18 protein-coding genes are annotated in these 18,835 nt (G+C 60.4%); 6 read left to right on the plus strand and 12 right to left on the minus strand.

Going from position 1 to position 18,835, the window contains the following annotated elements; translation table 11 throughout:
• The first annotated feature begins 186 nt into the window (after positions 1–186).
• Entirely contained in the window at positions 187–1,686 is a 1,500-nt protein-coding gene (locus tag WEU32_RS00075; protein WP_406852425.1) for a phosphomannomutase/phosphoglucomutase, read from the plus strand.
• A gap of 12 nt (positions 1,687–1,698) precedes the next feature.
• The gene (locus tag WEU32_RS00080; RefSeq protein ID WP_406852426.1) at positions 1,699–3,006 is read left to right on the plus strand and encodes an FAD/NAD(P)-binding protein; all 1,308 of its coding nucleotides are present in this window, start codon (positions 1,699–1,701) and stop codon (positions 3,004–3,006) included.
• Between the two features lie 36 nt (positions 3,007–3,042).
• Here the strand turns inward: WEU32_RS00080 and glmM are convergent, their stop codons facing one another.
• Positions 3,043–4,389: a phosphoglucosamine mutase gene (gene glmM / locus WEU32_RS00085; protein WP_406852427.1), complete on the minus strand. Its 1,347-nt coding sequence runs from the start codon at positions 4,387–4,389 to the stop codon at positions 3,043–3,045.
• A gap of 179 nt (positions 4,390–4,568) precedes the next feature.
• Between glmM and glmS the strand changes: the two genes are divergently transcribed.
• The 4 genes from glmS (at position 4,569) to WEU32_RS00105 (ending at position 9,550) form a co-directional block, all read left to right on the plus strand.
• Positions 4,569–6,383: a glutamine--fructose-6-phosphate transaminase (isomerizing) gene (gene glmS, locus WEU32_RS00090; protein ID WP_406852428.1), complete on the plus strand. Its 1,815-nt coding sequence runs from the start codon at positions 4,569–4,571 to the stop codon at positions 6,381–6,383.
• An 82-nt stretch (positions 6,384–6,465) separates the two neighbouring features.
• A complete protein-coding gene (gene galU, locus WEU32_RS00095; RefSeq protein WP_312138487.1) occupies positions 6,466–7,344 on the plus strand; it encodes a UTP--glucose-1-phosphate uridylyltransferase GalU in 879 nt (292 codons plus the stop codon).
• A gap of 97 nt (positions 7,345–7,441) precedes the next feature.
• Positions 7,442–8,677 carry an NAD-dependent epimerase/dehydratase family protein gene (locus WEU32_RS00100; protein ID WP_406852429.1) on the plus strand — a complete coding sequence of 412 codons (1,236 nt, stop codon included), beginning with the start codon at positions 7,442–7,444 and terminating at the stop codon, positions 8,675–8,677.
• A gap of 3 nt (positions 8,678–8,680) precedes the next feature.
• A complete protein-coding gene (locus tag WEU32_RS00105) occupies positions 8,681–9,550 on the plus strand; it encodes an NAD(P)-binding domain-containing protein (protein WP_406852430.1) in 870 nt (289 codons plus the stop codon).
• A gap of 52 nt (positions 9,551–9,602) precedes the next feature.
• Here WEU32_RS00105 and WEU32_RS00110 read toward each other — a convergent pair whose 3' ends face one another.
• The 11 genes from WEU32_RS00110 to WEU32_RS00160 all read right to left on the minus strand — a co-directional run bounded on the left by WEU32_RS00110 (position 9,603) and on the right by WEU32_RS00160 (position 18,833).
• Positions 9,603–10,226 (minus strand): EipA family protein, encoded by a 624-nt coding sequence (locus tag WEU32_RS00110; protein WP_312814591.1) that lies wholly within the window; start codon positions 10,224–10,226, stop codon positions 9,603–9,605.
• A gap of 193 nt (positions 10,227–10,419) precedes the next feature.
• Entirely contained in the window at positions 10,420–10,971 is a 552-nt protein-coding gene (locus tag WEU32_RS00115) for a TIGR00645 family protein (protein ID WP_312138495.1), read from the minus strand.
• A 1-nt stretch (position 10,972) separates the two neighbouring features.
• Entirely contained in the window at positions 10,973–13,363 is a 2,391-nt protein-coding gene (gene pheT / locus WEU32_RS00120) for a phenylalanine--tRNA ligase subunit beta (protein WP_406852431.1), read from the minus strand.
• Positions 13,360–13,749, minus strand: coding sequence for a hypothetical protein (locus WEU32_RS00125; protein ID WP_406852432.1), 390 nt, complete (start codon positions 13,747–13,749; stop codon positions 13,360–13,362). The genes pheT and WEU32_RS00125 overlap by 4 nt, the downstream gene beginning before the upstream one ends.
• A gap of 3 nt (positions 13,750–13,752) precedes the next feature.
• Positions 13,753–14,142: a hypothetical protein gene (locus WEU32_RS00130; RefSeq protein ID WP_406852433.1), complete on the minus strand. Its 390-nt coding sequence runs from the start codon at positions 14,140–14,142 to the stop codon at positions 13,753–13,755.
• An 11-nt stretch (positions 14,143–14,153) separates the two neighbouring features.
• A complete protein-coding gene (pheS, locus tag WEU32_RS00135; protein WP_406852434.1) occupies positions 14,154–15,230 on the minus strand; it encodes a phenylalanine--tRNA ligase subunit alpha in 1,077 nt (358 codons plus the stop codon).
• Positions 15,231–15,378: 148 nt separating this feature from the next.
• Entirely contained in the window at positions 15,379–15,732 is a 354-nt protein-coding gene (gene rplT, locus WEU32_RS00140; RefSeq protein ID WP_312138503.1) for a 50S ribosomal protein L20, read from the minus strand.
• 103 nt (positions 15,733–15,835) lie between these two features.
• Positions 15,836–16,033, minus strand: a complete 198-nt coding sequence (rpmI, locus tag WEU32_RS00145; protein WP_003166435.1) for a 50S ribosomal protein L35 — start codon at positions 16,031–16,033, stop codon at positions 15,836–15,838.
• A gap of 234 nt (positions 16,034–16,267) precedes the next feature.
• A complete protein-coding gene (gene infC / locus WEU32_RS00150) occupies positions 16,268–16,789 on the minus strand; it encodes a translation initiation factor IF-3 (protein WP_406852435.1) in 522 nt (173 codons plus the stop codon).
• Between the two features lie 128 nt (positions 16,790–16,917).
• A complete protein-coding gene (locus WEU32_RS00155) occupies positions 16,918–17,859 on the minus strand; it encodes a glycosyltransferase family 9 protein (protein ID WP_406852436.1) in 942 nt (313 codons plus the stop codon).
• On the minus strand, positions 17,856–18,833 hold the full coding sequence (locus WEU32_RS00160) for a glycosyltransferase family 9 protein (RefSeq protein ID WP_406852437.1): 978 nt from the start codon (positions 18,831–18,833) through the stop codon (positions 17,856–17,858). The genes WEU32_RS00155 and WEU32_RS00160 overlap by 4 nt, the downstream gene beginning before the upstream one ends.
• Between the last annotated feature and the right edge of the window lie 2 nt (positions 18,834–18,835).

Below are 18,835 nucleotides of genomic sequence, written 5' to 3' on the forward strand. Positions count from 1 at the left end.
GGTATCTCTTAGTCGCATCGCTAGGAGGCGTCACCGTGCGGGTCAAGGCCGGAATGGTGTCAAAATGTCTGCGCCGTCAGGCCTGTCATCATCTGGTGGTTGCGCCCGCATGACTGCCAATGGTCTAAGGGCCCATCAGAGCAGGCACACCACCTGACTTATTTAATAACGACCCACGGACCTTCCATGCGCGCACCCCGTCAGGACCTGAAGCCCAATACGGCGGCCTATGAGACCCAAGCTCTCGTCAAGCCCACAGGTTTTCGTGAATATGATGCGCGCTGGATTCTGGAGAAGGAAATCAACCTTCTGGGTATTCAGGCACTGGGTCTTGGCCTTGCCACCTATGTGCACGAACAAAATATCGAGCCGAAAATCGTCATCGGTCACGATTTCCGCTCCTATTCCATTGCCGTCAAACAGGCCCTGACGATCGGCCTGTTGCAAGGCGGGATGCAGGTGCTGGATATTGGCCTTGCCCTGTCGCCGACCGCCTATTTCGCCCAGTTCGCCCTTGATTGCCCGTGTGTGGCCATGGTCACCGCAAGCCACAATGAGAACGGCTGGACCGGCGTAAAAATGGGCGCGAACAAGCCGCTGACCTTCGGCCCCGACGAAATGACGCGCCTGAAGGAGATCGTGCTTGGCGGTCTGGGCGTCGAGCGTGCCGGTGGCACCCTGACCCGCATCGAGAACTTCGCCGAGCAATATATTGCCGACGTCGCCACCAAGACGCAGATCAAGCGCCCTCTAAAGATCGTGGCGGCCTGCGGCAACGGCACAGCCGGAGCCTTTGCGCCCGAAGCCCTGCGCCGCATGGGGGTCGAGGTGATTGAGATGGATACCGATCTCGACTGGACCTTCCCCAAATACAATCCGAACCCCGAAGACCACGCCATGCTGGTGCAGATGGCGGCCAAGGTGAAAGAAACCGGTGCCGACTTGGCGCTCGGCTTTGATGGTGACGGCGACCGCTGCGGCGTGGTCGATGATACGGGCGAGGAAATCTTCGCCGACAAGATCGGCCTGATGCTGGCCCGCGACCTGTCGGCCGTCTATCCGAACTCGACCTTTGTGGTCGATGTGAAATCGACTGGCCTCTACAAGACCGACAAGGTCCTGAAAGCCAATGGTGCGACCACCGTCTATTGGAAGACCGGCCACTCCTATATCAAGCGCAAGACCGCCGAGATCGGCGCGCTGGCGGGCTTTGAAAAGTCGGGCCACTTCTTCATGGCCGGTGATCTGGGCCATGGCTATGACGACGGCATCGTTGCGGCCGCTGCCATTCTGGCCATGCTGGACCGCAACCCCGACAAGAAACTGTCGGAGCTGAAACAGGCCCTGCCTGCGGCCCATACCAGCCTGACCATGTCGCCCCATTGCGCCGACGAAGAAAAATACGATGTGCTGGCCCGCATCGTGAAAGAATACGAGGCACTGGCAGCCGCAGGCGGCTCGATCCTGGGTCGCAAGATTGTCGAGGCCATCACCGTCAACGGCGTGCGCGTGCATCTGGAGGACGGCTCGTGGGTTTTGGTCCGCGCCTCTTCGAACAAGCCCGAACTGGTGGTCGTCGTGGAAAGCATGCGTTCCGAAGACGACATGCGCGACCTGTTCCACAAGGAAGTGAAGCCGCGTCTGGCCAACCATCCGGAGATCGGCGCGTTCAATCAGGAAATCTGATCGGACGCCGCGATGAGCACCCTTCCTGTCCTGATTATCGGTGGCGGTTTTTCCGGTGCCATGCTGGCGGCGCGGCTGGCCGAAAAAGGTCGCGCCAGCCTGATTGTCGAACAGGCGGGGCGCGTAGGGCTAGGTGTCGCCTATGGCACCACCGACGACACCCATCGCCTGAATGTGCGCGCCGCCAATATGGGGGCGCTGGCCGATAATCCCGCCCATTTCCTGAAATGGCTGGACCGGCACCATCCCGATCTGGCCGACGGTGATGCCTTCATCAGCCGCCGTCTTTATGGTGCCTATCTGCTGGAACGCCTCAAAGCCGTCCGCGCAGCCCATCCCGACCTGATCGAAACGGTTCAGGGCAAGGCGGTCGCCATTGATGGTGCCGAAGTTGTGCTGGAAGACGGTCGCACGCTGTCAGGCTCGGCCATCGTCATCGCTACAGGCAATCCGGCCCCGCGGGCCGACAATACGCCTGCCAGCGCCCGCATCATCAATGATCCGTGGACAGAGGGAGCCCTCAGCGCCATCCAGCCCGAGGACAGTATCTTTATTCTGGGCACCAGCCTGACCATGGCCGACATGGTTCTGGGCCTGATCAAGCAAGGCTGGACCGGCAAGGCCGTGGCCCTGTCGCGTCGTGGCCTGATGCCACGCCCGCATATTCACGGCCACCCGCCCGCACCACCCATGCCCGATGCGGCACTCAGCGGCCCGCTGTCCAAGCGCCTGCACGCCGCCCGCCAAATGGCCAAGACCATGGAATGGCAGCGCGTCATGGACGGCTATCGTCCGGTCACCGGGCGTCTATGGCTGGAGGCCTCGCAAGCTGAACGTGCCCGCTTCCTGCGTCATTTGCGGCCATGGTGGGATGTGCATCGCCACCGCATTGCGCCCGATGTGTTTGAAACCCTCAGCCAGTTGCAAGCCGATGGTCGCCTTGTGGTCCATGCCGGTCGCCTTAACGACATCACGGCAGACGACAGCGGCCTTGATATCCGATGGGCGCCCGCACCGCGCAGCAGCGACACCTCGGGCCTGGCCCGCGCCGACTGGTTCATCAACTGCACCGGCCCGGCCCATGATGCGGTCCACACACCCCTAACCGCCAGCCTGATCGCCGCTGGCCGCGCACGGCTTGAGCCACTGGGGCAGGGACTGGACCTAGATAGTGACGGGCGTCTTTTGAACCGTGACGGACAGGCTGAAACCGCCCTGTTCGCCCTCGGCCCACCTTCGCGCGCGGCCTATTGGGAAAGCACCGCAGTGCCCGATATTCGCCAGCGCATCGAAGCCCTGAGCGATCTTCTGACCCCATAAGAAAAAGGCGGCCCCACCGGACCGCCTTTTTGTCTTTTAGGCCTTGGCCACCGCGTCGGCGACCTCGTTGACGATGCGCGTCACCAGCGCCTCGTCATCGCCCTCGGCCATGACACGGATCAGTTTTTCCGTGCCCGACTTGCGGACCAGCAAACGGCCCGAGCCGTTCAGAGCATGTTCCGCCTCGGCCATCGCCGCCTTGACGGTGTCGGCTTCAAGAGGAGCCTCCGACGTATAGCGGACGTTTTTCAACAGTTGTGGCACCGGCTCGAACTGGCGGGCCAGTTCGCTCATCGGCACACCGGCTTCGACCAGAACCGCCAACACCTGAAGCGCCGCCATCAGGCCGTCTCCGGTCGTGGCGTGGTCCTTCAGAATGATATGACCAGACTGTTCGCCGCCGATATTGAAGCCACCCTCACGCATGCGTTCCATGACATAGCGATCGCCGACCTTGGTGCGCTCCAGCGTTAGTCCCTCGGACTTGAGGCGGCGTTCCAACCCTAGGTTGGACATGACCGTGGCCACCACACCGCCGCCATTCAGACGACCGCGCTTGGCCCAGTCCAGACCGATCAGGGCCATGATCTGGTCGCCATCCACCACATGACCTTTTTCGTCACAGATGATCACCCGGTCGGCATCGCCATCCAGCGCGATACCGATATCGCAGCGATAGCGTTTGACAGCCTCGGACACCGCCTCGGGATGGGTGGAACCGCACTCGGCATTGATGTTCAGGCCATTCGGCTCGACGCCGACGGGGAATACCTCTGCCCCCAGCTCATAAAGCGTGGTCGGGGCCACGCGATAACCGGCACCATTGGCGCAGTCGATAGCGATGCGCAGACCTTTGAGGCTGAGGCGTTTGGGGAAGGCCGATTTGGCGATCTCGATATAGCGTGGCGGCGCATCGTCAATGCGTTTGACACGGCCCAGCTTGTTGGACGGAGCCAGATCCAGATCCAGCGCCGCATCCATCATGGCCTCGATCTTCAGTTCAATCTCGTCCGACAGCTTGTAACCATCAGGGCCAAACAGCTTGATACCGTTATCGGCATAATCGTTGTGCGAGGCCGAGATCATGATGCCCAGATCGGCCCGCATCGAGCGGGTCATCATGGCCACGCCCGGTGTCGGCAACGGGCCAAAGGTACGCACATCCATGCCCACCGAGGCCAGACCTGCCACCAGAGCCGGTTCGATCATATAGCCCGACAGGCGCGTATCCTTGCCGATCACCACCAGATGGCGACGGTCATCATCCGTGCGGAACAGGCGCCCCGCGGCAAGACCCACGCGCAAGGCGACCTCGGCGGTCATCGGATGGGTATTGGCGCGGCCGCGAATGCCGTCAGTGCCGAAATATTTTCTCTCGCCCAAAGGCGTGATCCTTGAACTGGCGGGGTTTGGCCGGAAATCTTCCGAAACCCATTGTTTGATGCTCGAAGGCCGCACTATGCCTAGATGCGCCCTATATGTAAGGCTGAACCCTTTCGCTTACCTCAATTGCGGGTGCGGACGCAAAAAATGCGACCACCGCCTTCGTCGGAGTTAGTTTCATGTGCGGCATTATTGGCGTGACCGGTAACGGGCCTGTTGTTCCCCGCCTGATCGACAGCCTGAAGCGGCTGGAATATCGCGGCTATGATTCTGCCGGTATTGCCGTTCAGGACGAAACAGGCATCCGCCGCCGTCGCGCCAAGGGCAAGATCCGCAATCTGGAAGCTGTGCTGGCCGAAGATCCCATCAAGGGCACTGTCGGCATCGGCCATACCCGCTGGGCCACCCATGGTGCCCCGACCCAGGCCAATGCCCACCCGCACAAGGCCGGTCGCGTCTGTCTTGTCCATAACGGCATTATTGAAAACTTCGCCGAGCTGAAGGCCGAGCTTGAAGCCGAGGGCCGCGTATTCGAAAGCCAGACCGATACCGAGGTCGTGGCCCACCTGCTAGACCACAACCTGTCCGAAGGCATGCCTCCGCTGGACGCGTTCAAGGCCACGCTGGATCGCCTGACTGGCGCCTATGCGCTGGCGGTACTGATCGAAGGCGAACCCGAGCTGATTCTGGGGGCCCGTCGCGGCAGCCCGCTGGTGGTCGGCTGGGGCGAGGGCGAGATGTATCTCGGCTCGGACGCTCTGGCGGTCGGCCCCTTCACCCAGCACATCTCCTATCTTGAAGAAGGCGATTATGTCGCCATGACGCGCACCGATGCGCGCATCTTCAACGCCAAGGGCGAACCGGCCGACCGCGCCGTCGTCAAGGTCGCGGCCTCCAGCGCCCTCGTGGAAAAGGGCGAGTATCGCCACTTCATGGAGAAGGAAATCCACGAGCAACCCGACAGCGTCCAGCACACCCTGTCGGAATATCTTGATCTGGTCAGCGCCAAGGCCAAACCGGCCATAGTCGACTTTACCGCCATCGCGCGTATCCAGATCATTGCCTGCGGTACCGCCTTCTATGCGGGCCAGATCGGCAAATACGCGTTTGAAAAATATGCGGGCCTGCCATGCGATGTCGAAATCGCGTCGGAGTTCCGTTATCGCGATCCGGCCCTGACTCCGGGCACCCTGGCCGTAGCGGTCAGCCAGTCGGGCGAAACCGCCGACACACTTGCGGGCCTGAGCTGGTGCAAGGCCCAGGGCCTGAAGACTGCTGCTGTCGTCAATGTCCACACCTCGTCGATGGCGCGCGAAGCCGAAATTTTGTGGCCAACCCATGCCGGTCCTGAAATCGGTGTGGCCTCAACCAAAGCTTTCACCGCACAGGTTGCCGCGCTTCTATCGCTAGCCATTTCTGCCGGTGTGGCCCGTGGCAAGATCGACGAGAGCCGCGAGGCCGAACTGGTCAAGGCCCTGTTCGAAGCCCCGCGCCTGATCTCCGAAGCTTTGCGTATGGATGCGCCGATCCGCAATCTGGTGCAGGATCTGGCCAAGGCGCGCGACGTGCTGTTCCTCGGTCGTGGCCCGATGTATCCGCTAGCCATGGAAGGCGCGCTAAAGCTGAAAGAGATCAGCTATATCCACGCCGAGGGCTATGCCGCGGGAGAGTTGAAACACGGCCCGATCGCCCTGATCGACGAATACACCCCAACCATTGCTCTGGCCCCGATGGACGACCTGTTCGAGAAAACGTCCTCCAACCTGCAGGAAGTTGCGGCCCGTGGTGGCCCTGTCATCATGATCGCGCCTGAAAGCGCCCCTGATCCGTATGGTGCCGGTATCCGCCGGGTTCACGCACCGGATGCCCATCCGATTGCGACCCCTCTGGTCTATGCCGTGCCGATGCAGTTGGTGTCATATTATACCGCCGTTCAAAAAGGCACAGACGTCGACCAGCCCCGCAATCTGGCCAAGTCTGTCACGGTCGAGTAACCGGGACGTCAAACAACAGTCGTTGGACCTATCCGGAAATATGCCTATGACAGATCAATCATAGACTTTTTCCGGATACTCAATGTCCTCTTCCCCCGCGCGCCTTCGCAAGGCGGTTCTTCCCGTTGCTGGCCTTGGCACCCGTGTTCTGCCAGGAACCAAGACAACGCCAAAAGAACTGCTGAACGTCGTGGACAGACCCATCCTGTCCTACATCGTCGAAGAGGCGCGTGAAGCCGGTATTGAACACATCGTCTTTGTGACGGGCCGCGCCAAGGAAGCCATTGAAGACTATTTCGACCACCAGATCGAACTGGAAGCCCAGCTTCTGGCCAAGGGCAAGACCGACATTCTGGACATCATGAATGCCGAACTGGCCCGCGCCGGTGAAATGAGCTTTACCCGCCAGATGAAGCCCAAGGGTCTCGGCCATGCCATCTGGTGCGCGCGCGACATCATCGGCCATGAACCGTTCGCCGTCATCCTGCCGGACGTCATTGTCGACAGCCAGCCGGGGGCCTTAAAGCAACTGGCCGAGGTCTATGCCGAGGTTGGTGGCAATGTCATCGGTGTCGAGCAGGTGCCGGACAGCGAAACCCACAAATACGGCATTATCGACCCCGCCGCCCATGAGGGCCGCCGCTATGCCATGAAGGGCATGGTCGAAAAGCCAGCCCAGGGTACCGCCCCGTCGAACATGTCGATCTCCGGTCGCTACATCCTGCAGCCAGAAATTTTCGACCTGCTGGAAACACAGGCCGCCGGTGCCGGTGGTGAAATCCAGCTGACCGACGCCATGGCCCGCCTGATGAAGCAGCAAAGCTTCACGGCCTATGAGTATGAAGGCATCACCCATGACTGCGGGGACAAGATCGGTCTATTGAAAGCCAATGTCGCGCTGGCGCTTAAACGCCCGGATCTTGGTGCCAAGGCTCGCGCAGCCATCGAATCACTTCTTTAAAATACGCCTGCGAAACCTTGCCGAGACAGTGTGACGCCTTGATCGTCATGCTTTCTCGGTTAGGCATAATGTCGGCGTTGTTTATCAGGACGGTACCATGCGCGTAATGATCCTCGGCGGTGACGGCTTTTGCGGTTGGCCCACGGCTTTGCATTTATCGGCAAAAGGTTGGGACGTAATGATCGTCGACAATCTCAGCCGGCGGAACATCGACAACGAACTGGGCGTACAGTCTCTCACCCCCATCACCTCGATCCACGACCGCATCGCAGCGTGGCATGAGGTATCCGGCCAGACCATCGCCTTCGAGAACCTGACTGTCGGAAAGGATTTCGAGCGTCTGGTCAGCCTGTTGCAAGACTGGAAGCCGGACAGCATCGTCCATTTCGCCGAGCAGCGCGCCGCGCCCTATTCAATGAAGTCAGCGCGACACAAGCTTTACACCATCGACAACAATTTGAACGCCACCAGCCACCTGCTGGCCGCCATGGTCGAAAGCGGTCGCGATATCCATCTGGCCCATCTCGGCACCATGGGCGTCTATGGCTATACGACGGCGGGGCTCAAAATCCCCGAGGGTTATCTGAAGGTCACGGTCGATACCGATTTTGGCCCGACCGAGCAGGAAATCCTGTTCCCGCCCAATCCGGGCAGCATCTATCACATGACCAAGACGCAAGATGCCCTGCTGTTCCAGTTCTATGCCAAGAACGATCATCTGCGTATCACCGACCTGCATCAAGGCATTGTCTGGGGAGCCCAGACTAAACAGACCAGGTTGGACGAACGGCTGATCAACCGCTTCGACTATGATGGCGATTACGGCACGGTCCTGAACCGCTTCCTGATACAGGCAGCTGTCGGCTATCCGTTAACAGTCCATGGATCAGGCGGTCAGACACGGGCCTTCATCCACATTCAGGACACGGTCCGCTGCGTCGAACTGGCCCTGAACAACCCGCCACAAAAGGGAGAGCGCGTCAAAATCCTCAACCAGATGACCGAGAGCCGTCGCGTGCGCGATCTGGCCCAAATGATCGCCGACATGACCGGCGTTGAAATCGCCAATCTGCCCAACCCGCGCGCTGAAGCTGACGAGAACGAACTGGTTGTGGCCAATGACGGCTTCAAGGCGCTGGGTCTTGAGGCCACTACACTCCAAGCAGGGCTGATGGCCGATGTTACCGAAATCGCCCGTCGCTACGCTGACCGCTGTGACCGCTCCAAAATCCCGTGCGTTTCGGCATGGAACAATAGCCGTGCCCATGCACTGCTTTCAGTCAGACCCTCCACACACCAAAGCCTCCCTTCCGTTGCCAGAACAGCCCTCTAAAGCATGACATCCCCCTCATCTCTGCTGGTTTTCGGTGGCGGCTATCTAGGGCGTGCTATTGCTCGCTCTGCCCGTGAAAAGGGCTGGGAGGTCGCCGTCACATCGCGCCAGCCGCAGCGCAGGGCCGATTTCGAAAACCAGGGCTGGAAGGCCGTCGATCCCGATAATCCCGATGCCTTGGCCGCAGCAGGCATGGCTGCAACTGCCATCCTGGTCACCGCCCCGCCCGATGCCCACGGTTGTCCGGCCATGCGCGCTCTGTCTGACCTGCCTGCGGGCAAGGCCTGGCCCGACTGGATCGGCTATATTTCATCGACCAGCGTCTATGGGGACAGGGCCGGTGGCTGGGCCTTTGAAGGGGATGCCCTGAACGCTGCCACCTTAGAGGGCGCACGGCGCGCCAAGGCCGAACGCGACTGGCTGGATACCGGACGGGGCATGGGATTAACTGTGCAGATTTTCCGTCTGCCCGCCTTTTATGGCCCGGACCAGAATATCTTCCTGAGACTTCGGGCCGGTAAAGCCGCTCTCGTCCGCAAGCCCGAGCAGGTGTTCAACCGCATCCATATCGACGACGTGGTGTCCGGCCTGTTTGCCTCAATGGCGCACCCTCACCCCGGGGGTATCTATAATCTGTGCGACGATACACCCTCGCCTGCCGAAGATGTCGTCTTGTGGGCCGCCCGCAGGATCGGCATGGAGCCTCCCGCCGAAGTGCCTTTGGATGATCCTTCGGTGAGCGATGGCATGCGGCGCTTTTATCGCGACAACAAGCGTATCTCCAATGCGCGAGCCAAGGCCGAACTGGGCTGGCGACTCCGCTATCCCAGCTATCGCGAGGGACTGGAAAGTTTGATCTCCACCCTGAAATAACAAAGGCCGCAGCATCATGCTGCGGCCTTTGATTTCTGATCCCTGCGACGACTTAGAACGGCAGGATGTTGCGCTGACGGCTATAGCTCATCGTGCCGACATTGGCACCCAGACGCAGACCGACACCGGTGCGGACAGGGGCCAGAACAATGCCGTCCGCACGCTGGTAGTTTACGCCCAGACCAGCAATCGCATAGGCCGAGCCTTCAACGCCCGGATAGCGGCGATAAAGCATGTCGGGATGATAGAGGCCGTAGACCAGCGTGAAGACGCGGCTGGCATTGCCACCCCAGTCCCAACCGATCGACGCGCCTTGCCAGAATACTTCCTGCGAAGCCGACATGTCCTTCATGTGAAGGGCACCGCGGCCATAGCGCAGACCGGCTACAACCGCGCCCGCACCCTCTTCACCGGCGATATAGGCTGTGGGCGCGCCGCCCTGATCAGCAAAAATACGTTCAATCGCGCCGCCGATGGCTTCGGAAGCAATACCCATCTCGCGCGAACCGGCAGCGACCAGTTCGTCAAACGTATAGGTCTGGGCCGTCTGGTCCGCGGCAATCGGATAGTTCGGATTGGCGGGTTGACCACGTGTGGCACAGGCCCCCAACCCCACGGGCAGGGCGCTGGCGGCGGCAAGGCCGAGGCTGGAACGGATCAGTTGGCGGCGGTGCATGGCGTCAAACTCCCATCGGCATGGCGGTTGCCCGATGTCCCGGGCGAAAACATACCGTCACGGCCTTTTGCGGCAGACTTGGGGCTTTAGGGTTAACCAATCATTGCCATTGATAAAAAGCGACACGAAACGCAAAGAAAAAGGGGCTGGAAGCCTGTGCTTCCAACCCCTTTATTTTTCTTGAACCGATAAGCTAGTGTTTGTCGGTCTTGGAGGCGACCCAGTCCATCAGGGCCAGCAACACACCCGAGGCCACAAAGGTCAGGTGGATCAGCACCCCCCACAACATCGCCGCCTGATCGACCACATAGCCCGGCTTGCCGATATTCATGAACGACTTCAGCAAGTAGATGGCCGAGATTGCCACGATCGAGGCAATCAGTTTCATCTTCAGGCCCGAAAAATCCACGCTGCCCATCCACGGCGGACGGTCCACATGGTTTTCATCCAGATCCAGCTTGGAGACAAAATTCTCGTAGCCGGAATATAGCACGATCAACAGCAGATTGCCCGCCAGTGACAGGTCTACCAGCGTCAGCAAGGCCAAAATCGCCTGATCAGCCGTCATCCGTCCTTCGCCAAAGACGAAGGCCTTGGGCAGGTAGTAGGCCACTTCCTGCACAAACACCGACAACAACATGACCAGAGCCAGTACCAACCCCAGATAGAAGGGGGCCATCAGCCAGCGGGCGCGGAACAGATTGCGCTCGAAAGACGTCTCGGCCCACGGTTTCTTCTCGACCATCTTAGCTCCGCAGCACTGCGCCCGCCTTGGTGGCGGCGGCAACGACCTTGGCCATGAGGGCCTCGATCTCGGCATCGGTCAAGGTGGCTTCGCGCGGCTGGATCTCGACCTCGATCGCAATCGATTTCTGGCCTTCCGGCACGCCCTTGCCGCGATAGACGTCAAAGACGCGCACATCGGTGACCAGGGCCTTGTCGGCACCCGAAACGGCCTTGACCAGATCGCCTACGGCCTTGGCTTCGTCCAGAACGAAGGCAAAGTCGCGCGACAGAGGCATCAGGTTCGGCAGATTGGCCGCACCACGCGCCTTACCGCCCTTACCCTTGGGCTCCGGTACATTGTCGAGAACGATTTCGAAGGCCAGCATCGGACCATCGGCATCCAGCGTCTTGAGAACCGACGGATGCAAAGCGCCAAACTCGACGATGATGTTCTTGGGGCCCAGTTGCAGGCGAGCCGAACGCCCCGGATGCCACCATTCGCGGTTCTGGCCTTGAACCAGTTGCAGCGAGCCGACCGGCGCACCGACCAGTTCCAACAGTTCGACCAGATCACCCTTGAGGGTAAACAGGGCATCATCGCCCGCACCCTGCCAGTGACGGTCCGCATGCGGAGCCACCAGACCGGTGATCGTCGTGCGCTGATCCTTCGGACCATCACCCAGATAGATCGGGCCGATTTCAAATAGGGCTGCATCAGCATGACCGCGCGCGGCATTGCGGGCCGCCGCCTCGATCAGGTTCGGCAGGGCCGACGGGCGCATGCAGTCGAGGTCCGAGGCAATCGGGTTTTCCAGCACCAGCCTGTCATCGCCGCCACCGAACAGAAGCGCCTTGGACTGTTTGGTGAAGGACCAAGTGACCGCCTCCGCATAGCCCATCGCGGCCAGCGCGCGACGTGCCGTGCGCACGCGCGACTGACGTGTGCTGAGGATACCTCCAGCAGCCGGAGCCACAGCCGGAAGCGGCATTAACGGCAGCGAGGCAAAGCCTTCGATGCGGGCCACTTCCTCGACCAGATCGGCCGGACCATGAGCATCACGACGCGCAGTCGGCGGCGTAACCGTCCACGACGCGCCACGCTCGACCTTGAAGTCCAGCGCCGTCAAAATATCGGCAATGCGGTCTTCCGACAGGTCCATACCCGTCAGGCGCTTCACAAAGGCCGGATCAAAGGCAAAGCCTTCAGGGGCGGTTGGGGCTTCACCCGCCACCACGATTTCCGAAGCTTCGCCACCACAAAGCTCTAGGATCAGGTTGGTCGCCAGTTCCAGACCCGGCACTACCGAGTGGGTATCAACACCACGCGCAAAGCGATATTGCGCATCCGAGCTGATGCCTAGCGAGCGGCCCGTCTGGGCGATCACGATAGGGGTAAACCAGGCGCTCTCGACAAAGACATCCACCGTTTCTTCGGAACAGCCGGTGCTTTCGCCGCCCATGACGCCGCCGAGACCGATGACGCGCGCGCCACCGTTGTCGGCGATGACGCAATCGGCTGCCTTGGGTGCATAATCCTTGCCGTCCAGCGCCGTCAGGGTTTCCTCGTCCTGACCGGCACGCACAACGATTTCCGAGCCTTCCAGCTTGGCAATGTCATAGACATGCAGCGGACGGGCGCGGTCATAGGAAATCAGATTGGTGATATCGACCAGCGCATTGATCGGACGCAGGCCAATAGCCGTCAGACGCTCCTGAAGCCACTTCGGCGACGGGCCATTCTTGACCCCGCGGATCACACGACCGGCAAAGGTCGGGCACAGGTCCGGCGCATCGATACGCACCGAGATGCTGGAAGAACCCTTGCCCGCCACAGGCTTGATAGCCGGTGTTTTCAGCGTACCAAGACCGGCAGCCGCCAGATCACGGGCAATACCGGCCACGCCGAGCCAGTCGGGACGGTTCGGGGTCACTTCAAAGTCGATGACCGGTTCCAAACCGAACACTTCGGCCGCCGTCGTGCCGACCACCAGATCGTCCGACAGTTCCAGTATGCCGTCGGTTTCATCGGGCAGTTGCAGTTCGCCGCCCGAGCACAGCATGCCGTTAGACACGATACCACGCACCGGTTTCTCAACCAGCGTGACATCCAGACCCGGCACATAGGCCCCAATCGGTGCGTAGATGGTGGTCAGGCCCGGACGCGCATTGGGCGCACCGCAGACGATTTCCTTCATACCGTCGACGGTATCCACCTGACAAACCTGTAGACGGTCGGCATTCGGGTGACGCTCGGCCGAGACGATCTTGGCCACACTGAACAGAGCCAGAAGACTGACCGGATCCTTGACCTCTTCGACTTCAAGTCCGGCCATGGTCATGGCCTCGGCCACGGCATTCACATCCGCCGAGGTTTCCAGATGGTCTTTCAGCCAGGAAAGCGTGAACTTCATTGCGCGCCTCCGGTCAGCACCTGCTGGATCTGGCCCAGAAAATCAGGCGTGCCGGTGAAACCAACGCGAATGAACTGGCAGTTGATGAACTGGCAGTCCTGGAAGGCGACCGTGCCGGTGACCTTTTGCGGGCCCATGGGTTGCAGCAGCAAGTTGCGGATATCGCCCTGCGCGTCGCCCATATTGCAGCCGTCAAAATTACAGGCCCCCAGTGGTAAGAGAACCGCCGGACCTTCGATCATGCAGTTGCGGAAGGTCTTGCCAATAACAGCGTTCTCGCCACGACGTGCAGCCTCGACGGCCAAGGCCGGAAGCCAGATGTTGATGCCCTCATATTCAGGGCCAGCACCTATGGCAGGAATGGTGATGTCTTGCGTATCGGACATGGATCAGGCCTCGCTAGCTTTTGTGAGGCCTTCGGCCATGCCCGTGATGAAGTCGGGATGGCCTGTAAAGGCTATCTGAGAAAAACGGCAATTAATGAAGCGGCAGTTTTCAAAGGGAACAGCCCCCACCAAAACAGGGCCCTTAGGCGTATAGAACAATGAGTTCAGGTCTTTCGCTGCACCCATATTGCAACCATCAAAATGACAATCACTAACCGGCACCATCAATGCTGGCCCTTCAAACAGGCAGTCGGTGAAGGTCTTGTCTTTAATGATCGGTTGGCCAGCATTCTGGTGATGAACGGCCATCAGCGGCAGCCAGATGGCTTCCTTCACGAATTCGGTTTTCTCGACAACGGCGCGGCCGGCTTCTTCGGAGAAGATATCAGTCATGAATACAATCCTTAGCTCAGGCCAGAGGCCGGATTGGGAGCTTGAAAAGCGGTAAAGCCGTAATGTGCCAGCCAGCGGGTATCGGCATCGAACATCGGACGCAGGTCCGAGACGCCGTATTTCAGCATGGCCAGACGGTCCACGCCCATGCCGAAGGCAAAGCCCTGATACTCGTTCGGGTCGAGGCCGCAGGCGATCAGCACGTTCGGGTGCACCATGCCGCAGCCCAAAATTTCCAGCCAGTCTTCGCCGGTGTTCAGCACCAGCTTGCCACCCGAGCGGTCGCAACGGATGTCCATTTCCGCCGAGGGCTCGGTGAACGGGAAGTGGTGCGGGCGGAAGCGGGCCTGCACATCGTCCAGTTCGAAGAAGCGCGCCATAAAAGTCTCCAGCGTCGTCTTCAGGTGGCCCATATGGATGTCGCGATCGATGACCAGACCTTCGATCTGGTGGAACATCGGGGTGTGGGTGGCGTCAGAGTCCTTACGGAAGGTGCGGCCCGGCGCAATAATACGGATCGGCGGCTTTTGCGACATCATCGTGCGCACCTGGACCGGCGAGGTGTGCGTGCGCAGAACCTTGCGCTCGCCCGTCTCGGCATCCGGCTTCAGGAAGAAGGTATCGTGCATTTCCCGCGCGGGGTGCTTTGGCGGGAAGTTCAGCGCGGTGAAGTTGTGGAAATCGTCTTCGATGTCCGGTCCTTCGGCGACGGCAAAGCCCATTTCGGCGAAGATGGCGATCATCTCGTCCATCACCTGCATGGTCGGGTGAACCCCGCCCTTGCGGCGCGGACGCGACGGCAGGGTCAGGTCAACACGCTCGGCCAGCAGGCGGGCGTTCAGCTCTGACGCTTCCAGATCGGCTTTGCGGGCATTCAGCGCCGTGGTCACACGGTCGCGCAGGCCGTTCAGCACCGGCCCGCGCTCGCGGCGCTCGTCGGGACTGAGCTGGCCCATGCCTTTCAGCAGCAGAGAGATGGAGCCGGATTTGCCAAGGGCGGCAACGCGCACCTCTTCGAGGGCAGCGACAGTCTGCGCCGCGCCGATGGCAGTGATGAGTTCGGTTTCAAGTTGGGCGAGTTCGGTCATTTGCGCTGTGCTTTATCGGGCCACGGCCCGTTCGTCACCCTCTTAGCAGAGACTTCGTCCCAGAGGGGCAGCCAAGATGCAAAAACGCCCGCTCCGGTGACCGGAACGGGCGCTTTTAACGGATCGAACCGTCTCTTAGGCCAGAGACTTAGGCCAGAGCGGCGCGGACCTTGTCAGCAATGGCTTTAAAGCCAGCTTCGTCGGCAGCGATCGCAGCCAGAACCTTACGGTCCAGAACGATGCCAGCCTTGTCCAGGCCGTGAACGAACTGCGAGTAGGTAAAGCCTTCGATACGGGCCGCAGCGTTGATGCGCTGAATCCACAGAGCGCGGAAGTTGCGCTTCTTGTTGCGACGGTCGCGGTAGGCGTACTGACCGGCACGGTCAACAGCGGCCTTGGCGGTGCGGATGGTATTCTTGCGACGGCCGTAGAAGCCCTTGGCTTGCTTCAGGACCTTCTTGTGCTTGGCGTGGGACGTAACGCCCCGGGTAACGCGAGCCATGTTGTTTTCCCTTTTGGGGGTCTCTAGCGCTCGGCCCGCGGGGCCTTGCTGAGAGACATCAATTCAAATTCAGATGCTTGAGAAGTTCAGAAACAGCCGCGCCTTAGGCGTACGGCATGTAGCTCTTGATCTTCTTGGCGTCGGCGTCGGCCATGACCGAAGTACCGCGGTTTTGGCGGATGTACTTCGAGTTGTGGCTGATCAGACGGTGGCGCTTACCAGCAACGCCAGCCTTGACCTTGCCCGTAGCAGTGAATTTGAAGCGCTTCTTGGCGCCCGACTTCGTCTTCAACTTCGGCATTTTCACTCTCTCTGATTGAGGGTCCGCCATTTGAAAATCTTGGGACTTTCATACAGCGTCCGTTTCAGAACCGCCCAGGCATGCCTATTCGCCCGGCGGTCCGTAGATACGAAGGGGCGGCTTGTACGCCATCGCCTGTTGCAAAGCAAGTGACTCAAACACCACCACAAAAAGCAAAACGCCCCGACCTTGGTAGAGGTCGAGGCGTTTGAAATCCGGTGGACGGATCAGATCTTAGCGCGGTGCCAAGATCATGATCATCTGACGGCCTTCCATCTTGGGTGCGAACTCGACTTTTGCGATTTCGTCAAAATCAGCCTGCACCTTGTGCATCAGCTTCATACCCAGTTCCGGGTGGGCCATTTCACGACCGCGGAAGCGCAGGGTCACCTTGACCTTATCGCCATCCTCGAAGAAGCGACGCATGGCCTTGGCCTTCACTTCATAGTCGTGCGTATCGATATTCGGACGCAGCTTGACCTCTTTGAGCTCGACGACCTTTTGGCGCTTGCGGGCCTCGGCCTTCTTTTTCTGCTCCTGAAAGCGATGCTTGCCGTAGTCCAGAATCTTACAAACCGGAGCATCCGGGTTGTTCACGATCTGAACCAGATCCAAACCGGCTTCTTCCGCAGCCTCCAGCGCAGCAGACAAGGGCATAATGCCTTGCTTCTCGCCGTTCTGGTCAATGAGCAGAACGCGGGGGGCACGGATATCTTGGTTCATCGGCGGGCCGTCCTTTACGGGCGGCGCTTGCATTGGACGGCGAATGGGCGTCGTTTCCTTGTGTGGTCAAAAAGCTTTGCCGGAACCTCTGCGCTCCCAGAGGGATACCAGCGGCGCGAATATGGCGATGAAAGCCCGAAAATTCAAGCTTCCGTCGCTAATCAACGGCCAGAACGCACAAAGGTGTCGTAAAGCGCCAACACCTCGGCAAAGACCTGATCGACGGACAGTTCGGTAATCGGGGCGAACTGGCCGCGAATAGGGGCCGCCGCCAGAACTCTGCCCTTGGATCCATAGGGTGCCTTGTGCCACCACTCGCTGGGACCAAACAGACCCAAGGTCGGCGTACCGGCTGCGGCCGAGACATGCATCAGGCCACTGTCATTGCCGACAAAAAGAGTGGCCCGTTCAAGCAGGGCAGCCGAGCCGAGGATGTCGCACTTGCCCACCGCATCGATACCGCGATCACCGGCCACAGCCAGAGCAGGCGCGGCGGCGGCGTGGTCGCCCGGACCACCGACTGGCATGAACCGCCAGCCGTCAAAGCGCGGCTCCAGCATTAGCTTTTGCGTCAGCTCGGCCCAACGTTCGGCGGGCCAGCTTCTGTCGGCTGCCGTCGAAATCGGGGCCATGGCCAGAATGGGCGCAGCATCATCGCCGATAATCGCTGCCGCATCGGCGCGGGCCTTGTCGTCCAGAAAGATTTCCGGCTCGGCGGTTTGGGTGGCCTTCATCATATTGGAGAAGGTGACGACCTTCATCTCGCCCTTTTCCAGCTTGCGGCTGTAGAGACGACGCTGATCGGCCTTAAGAAAGAACGACATCACCGAACCACGCACATCGGCCACCATGGCCCAGTGCGTGCCGACCGTCTGTTTCCACAAGGTGCGCCAGTGACCGGACAGTTTCTGCTTCTTCCACGGAATAACCTTCACCACCCGAGGCGCGGCACGAAATAGGGCCGCCGCCGTCGGGCCGACAGCCACCGTGATTTCGGCATCGGGGATCTGGCGACCGATCTCGCGGACCGCACCGATCGACATGATGGCGTCACCGATACGGTCGGCACTGATGAACAGGACCTGCGGCTTTTGTTGGCTCATCTGGTCCCCGCATAGGTGTCGTAAAGTTTGATTGTCGCGGCAAAGACGGCATCCACCGTCAGGTCTTCAATCGGCGCAAACTGGCCACGCGTATTGTTGGACGCCACCGTCATGGTCTTGGCACCGCGCGGTCCATACAGCCACCATTCGGTCGGACCGAACAAGCCAAGCGTCGGTGTGCCTGCTGCCGCAGAGACGTGCATCAGGCCACTGTCATTGCCGACAAACAGGGTGGCGCGAGAAATGGCTGCCGCCGAGGCCAGAATATCGCCCTTGCCGACAAAATCGATACCGCGATCACCGGCTGCCGCCAGAGCAGGTGCGGCCGGTGCATGGTCACCCGGACCACCGACCAGCATGAAGCGCCAGCCATTAAAGCGCGGCTCGGCCTTCATCTTCTCGACCAGTGCGGCCCAGCGGTCGGCAGGCCAGCTCTTGCCCTTCTGGTGGGCAATGGGGGCCAGCGCAATGATCGGGCCCTCGCCCGAACCAGCGGCCAGTTGCGGGTCGATGACAGCAGCAGCCTCGGCGCGCGCACGATCATCAATATAGAGTTCTGGCTCCAGCGAGCGGGGCGCGTGCAACAGGCGGGTAATGACCTCGACCTTGGGATCGCCCTTTTCCAGTTTGCTGGAATAGACAAAGCGCGTCTTGGTCGGGATCAGGAAGGTGGTCGCCGAGCCGCGCGTATCAATCGCCACATCCCAGCGGGTGCCGCGCACGGCCTTCCACAGCTTGAGCCAGTGACCACCGCGCTTTTCCTTGTTGACGACAATGATGTCCTCGACACCCGGTGCGGCCCGATAAAATGGAGCGGCCATACCCGAGACGGCCACCGTGATATGCGCATGAGGCCACTGGCGGTTGATCTCGCGCACAATGCCGGATGCGATCACGCTGTCGCCGATACGGTTGGGGCTGATAAACAACACACGCGGACGGGCGGGTGCGGTGTTCAAATCGGTTTGGGTCACGC

This window comes from Brevundimonas sp. BH3, from assembly GCF_045345115.1.
Taxonomy (GTDB): domain Bacteria; phylum Pseudomonadota; class Alphaproteobacteria; order Caulobacterales; family Caulobacteraceae; genus Brevundimonas.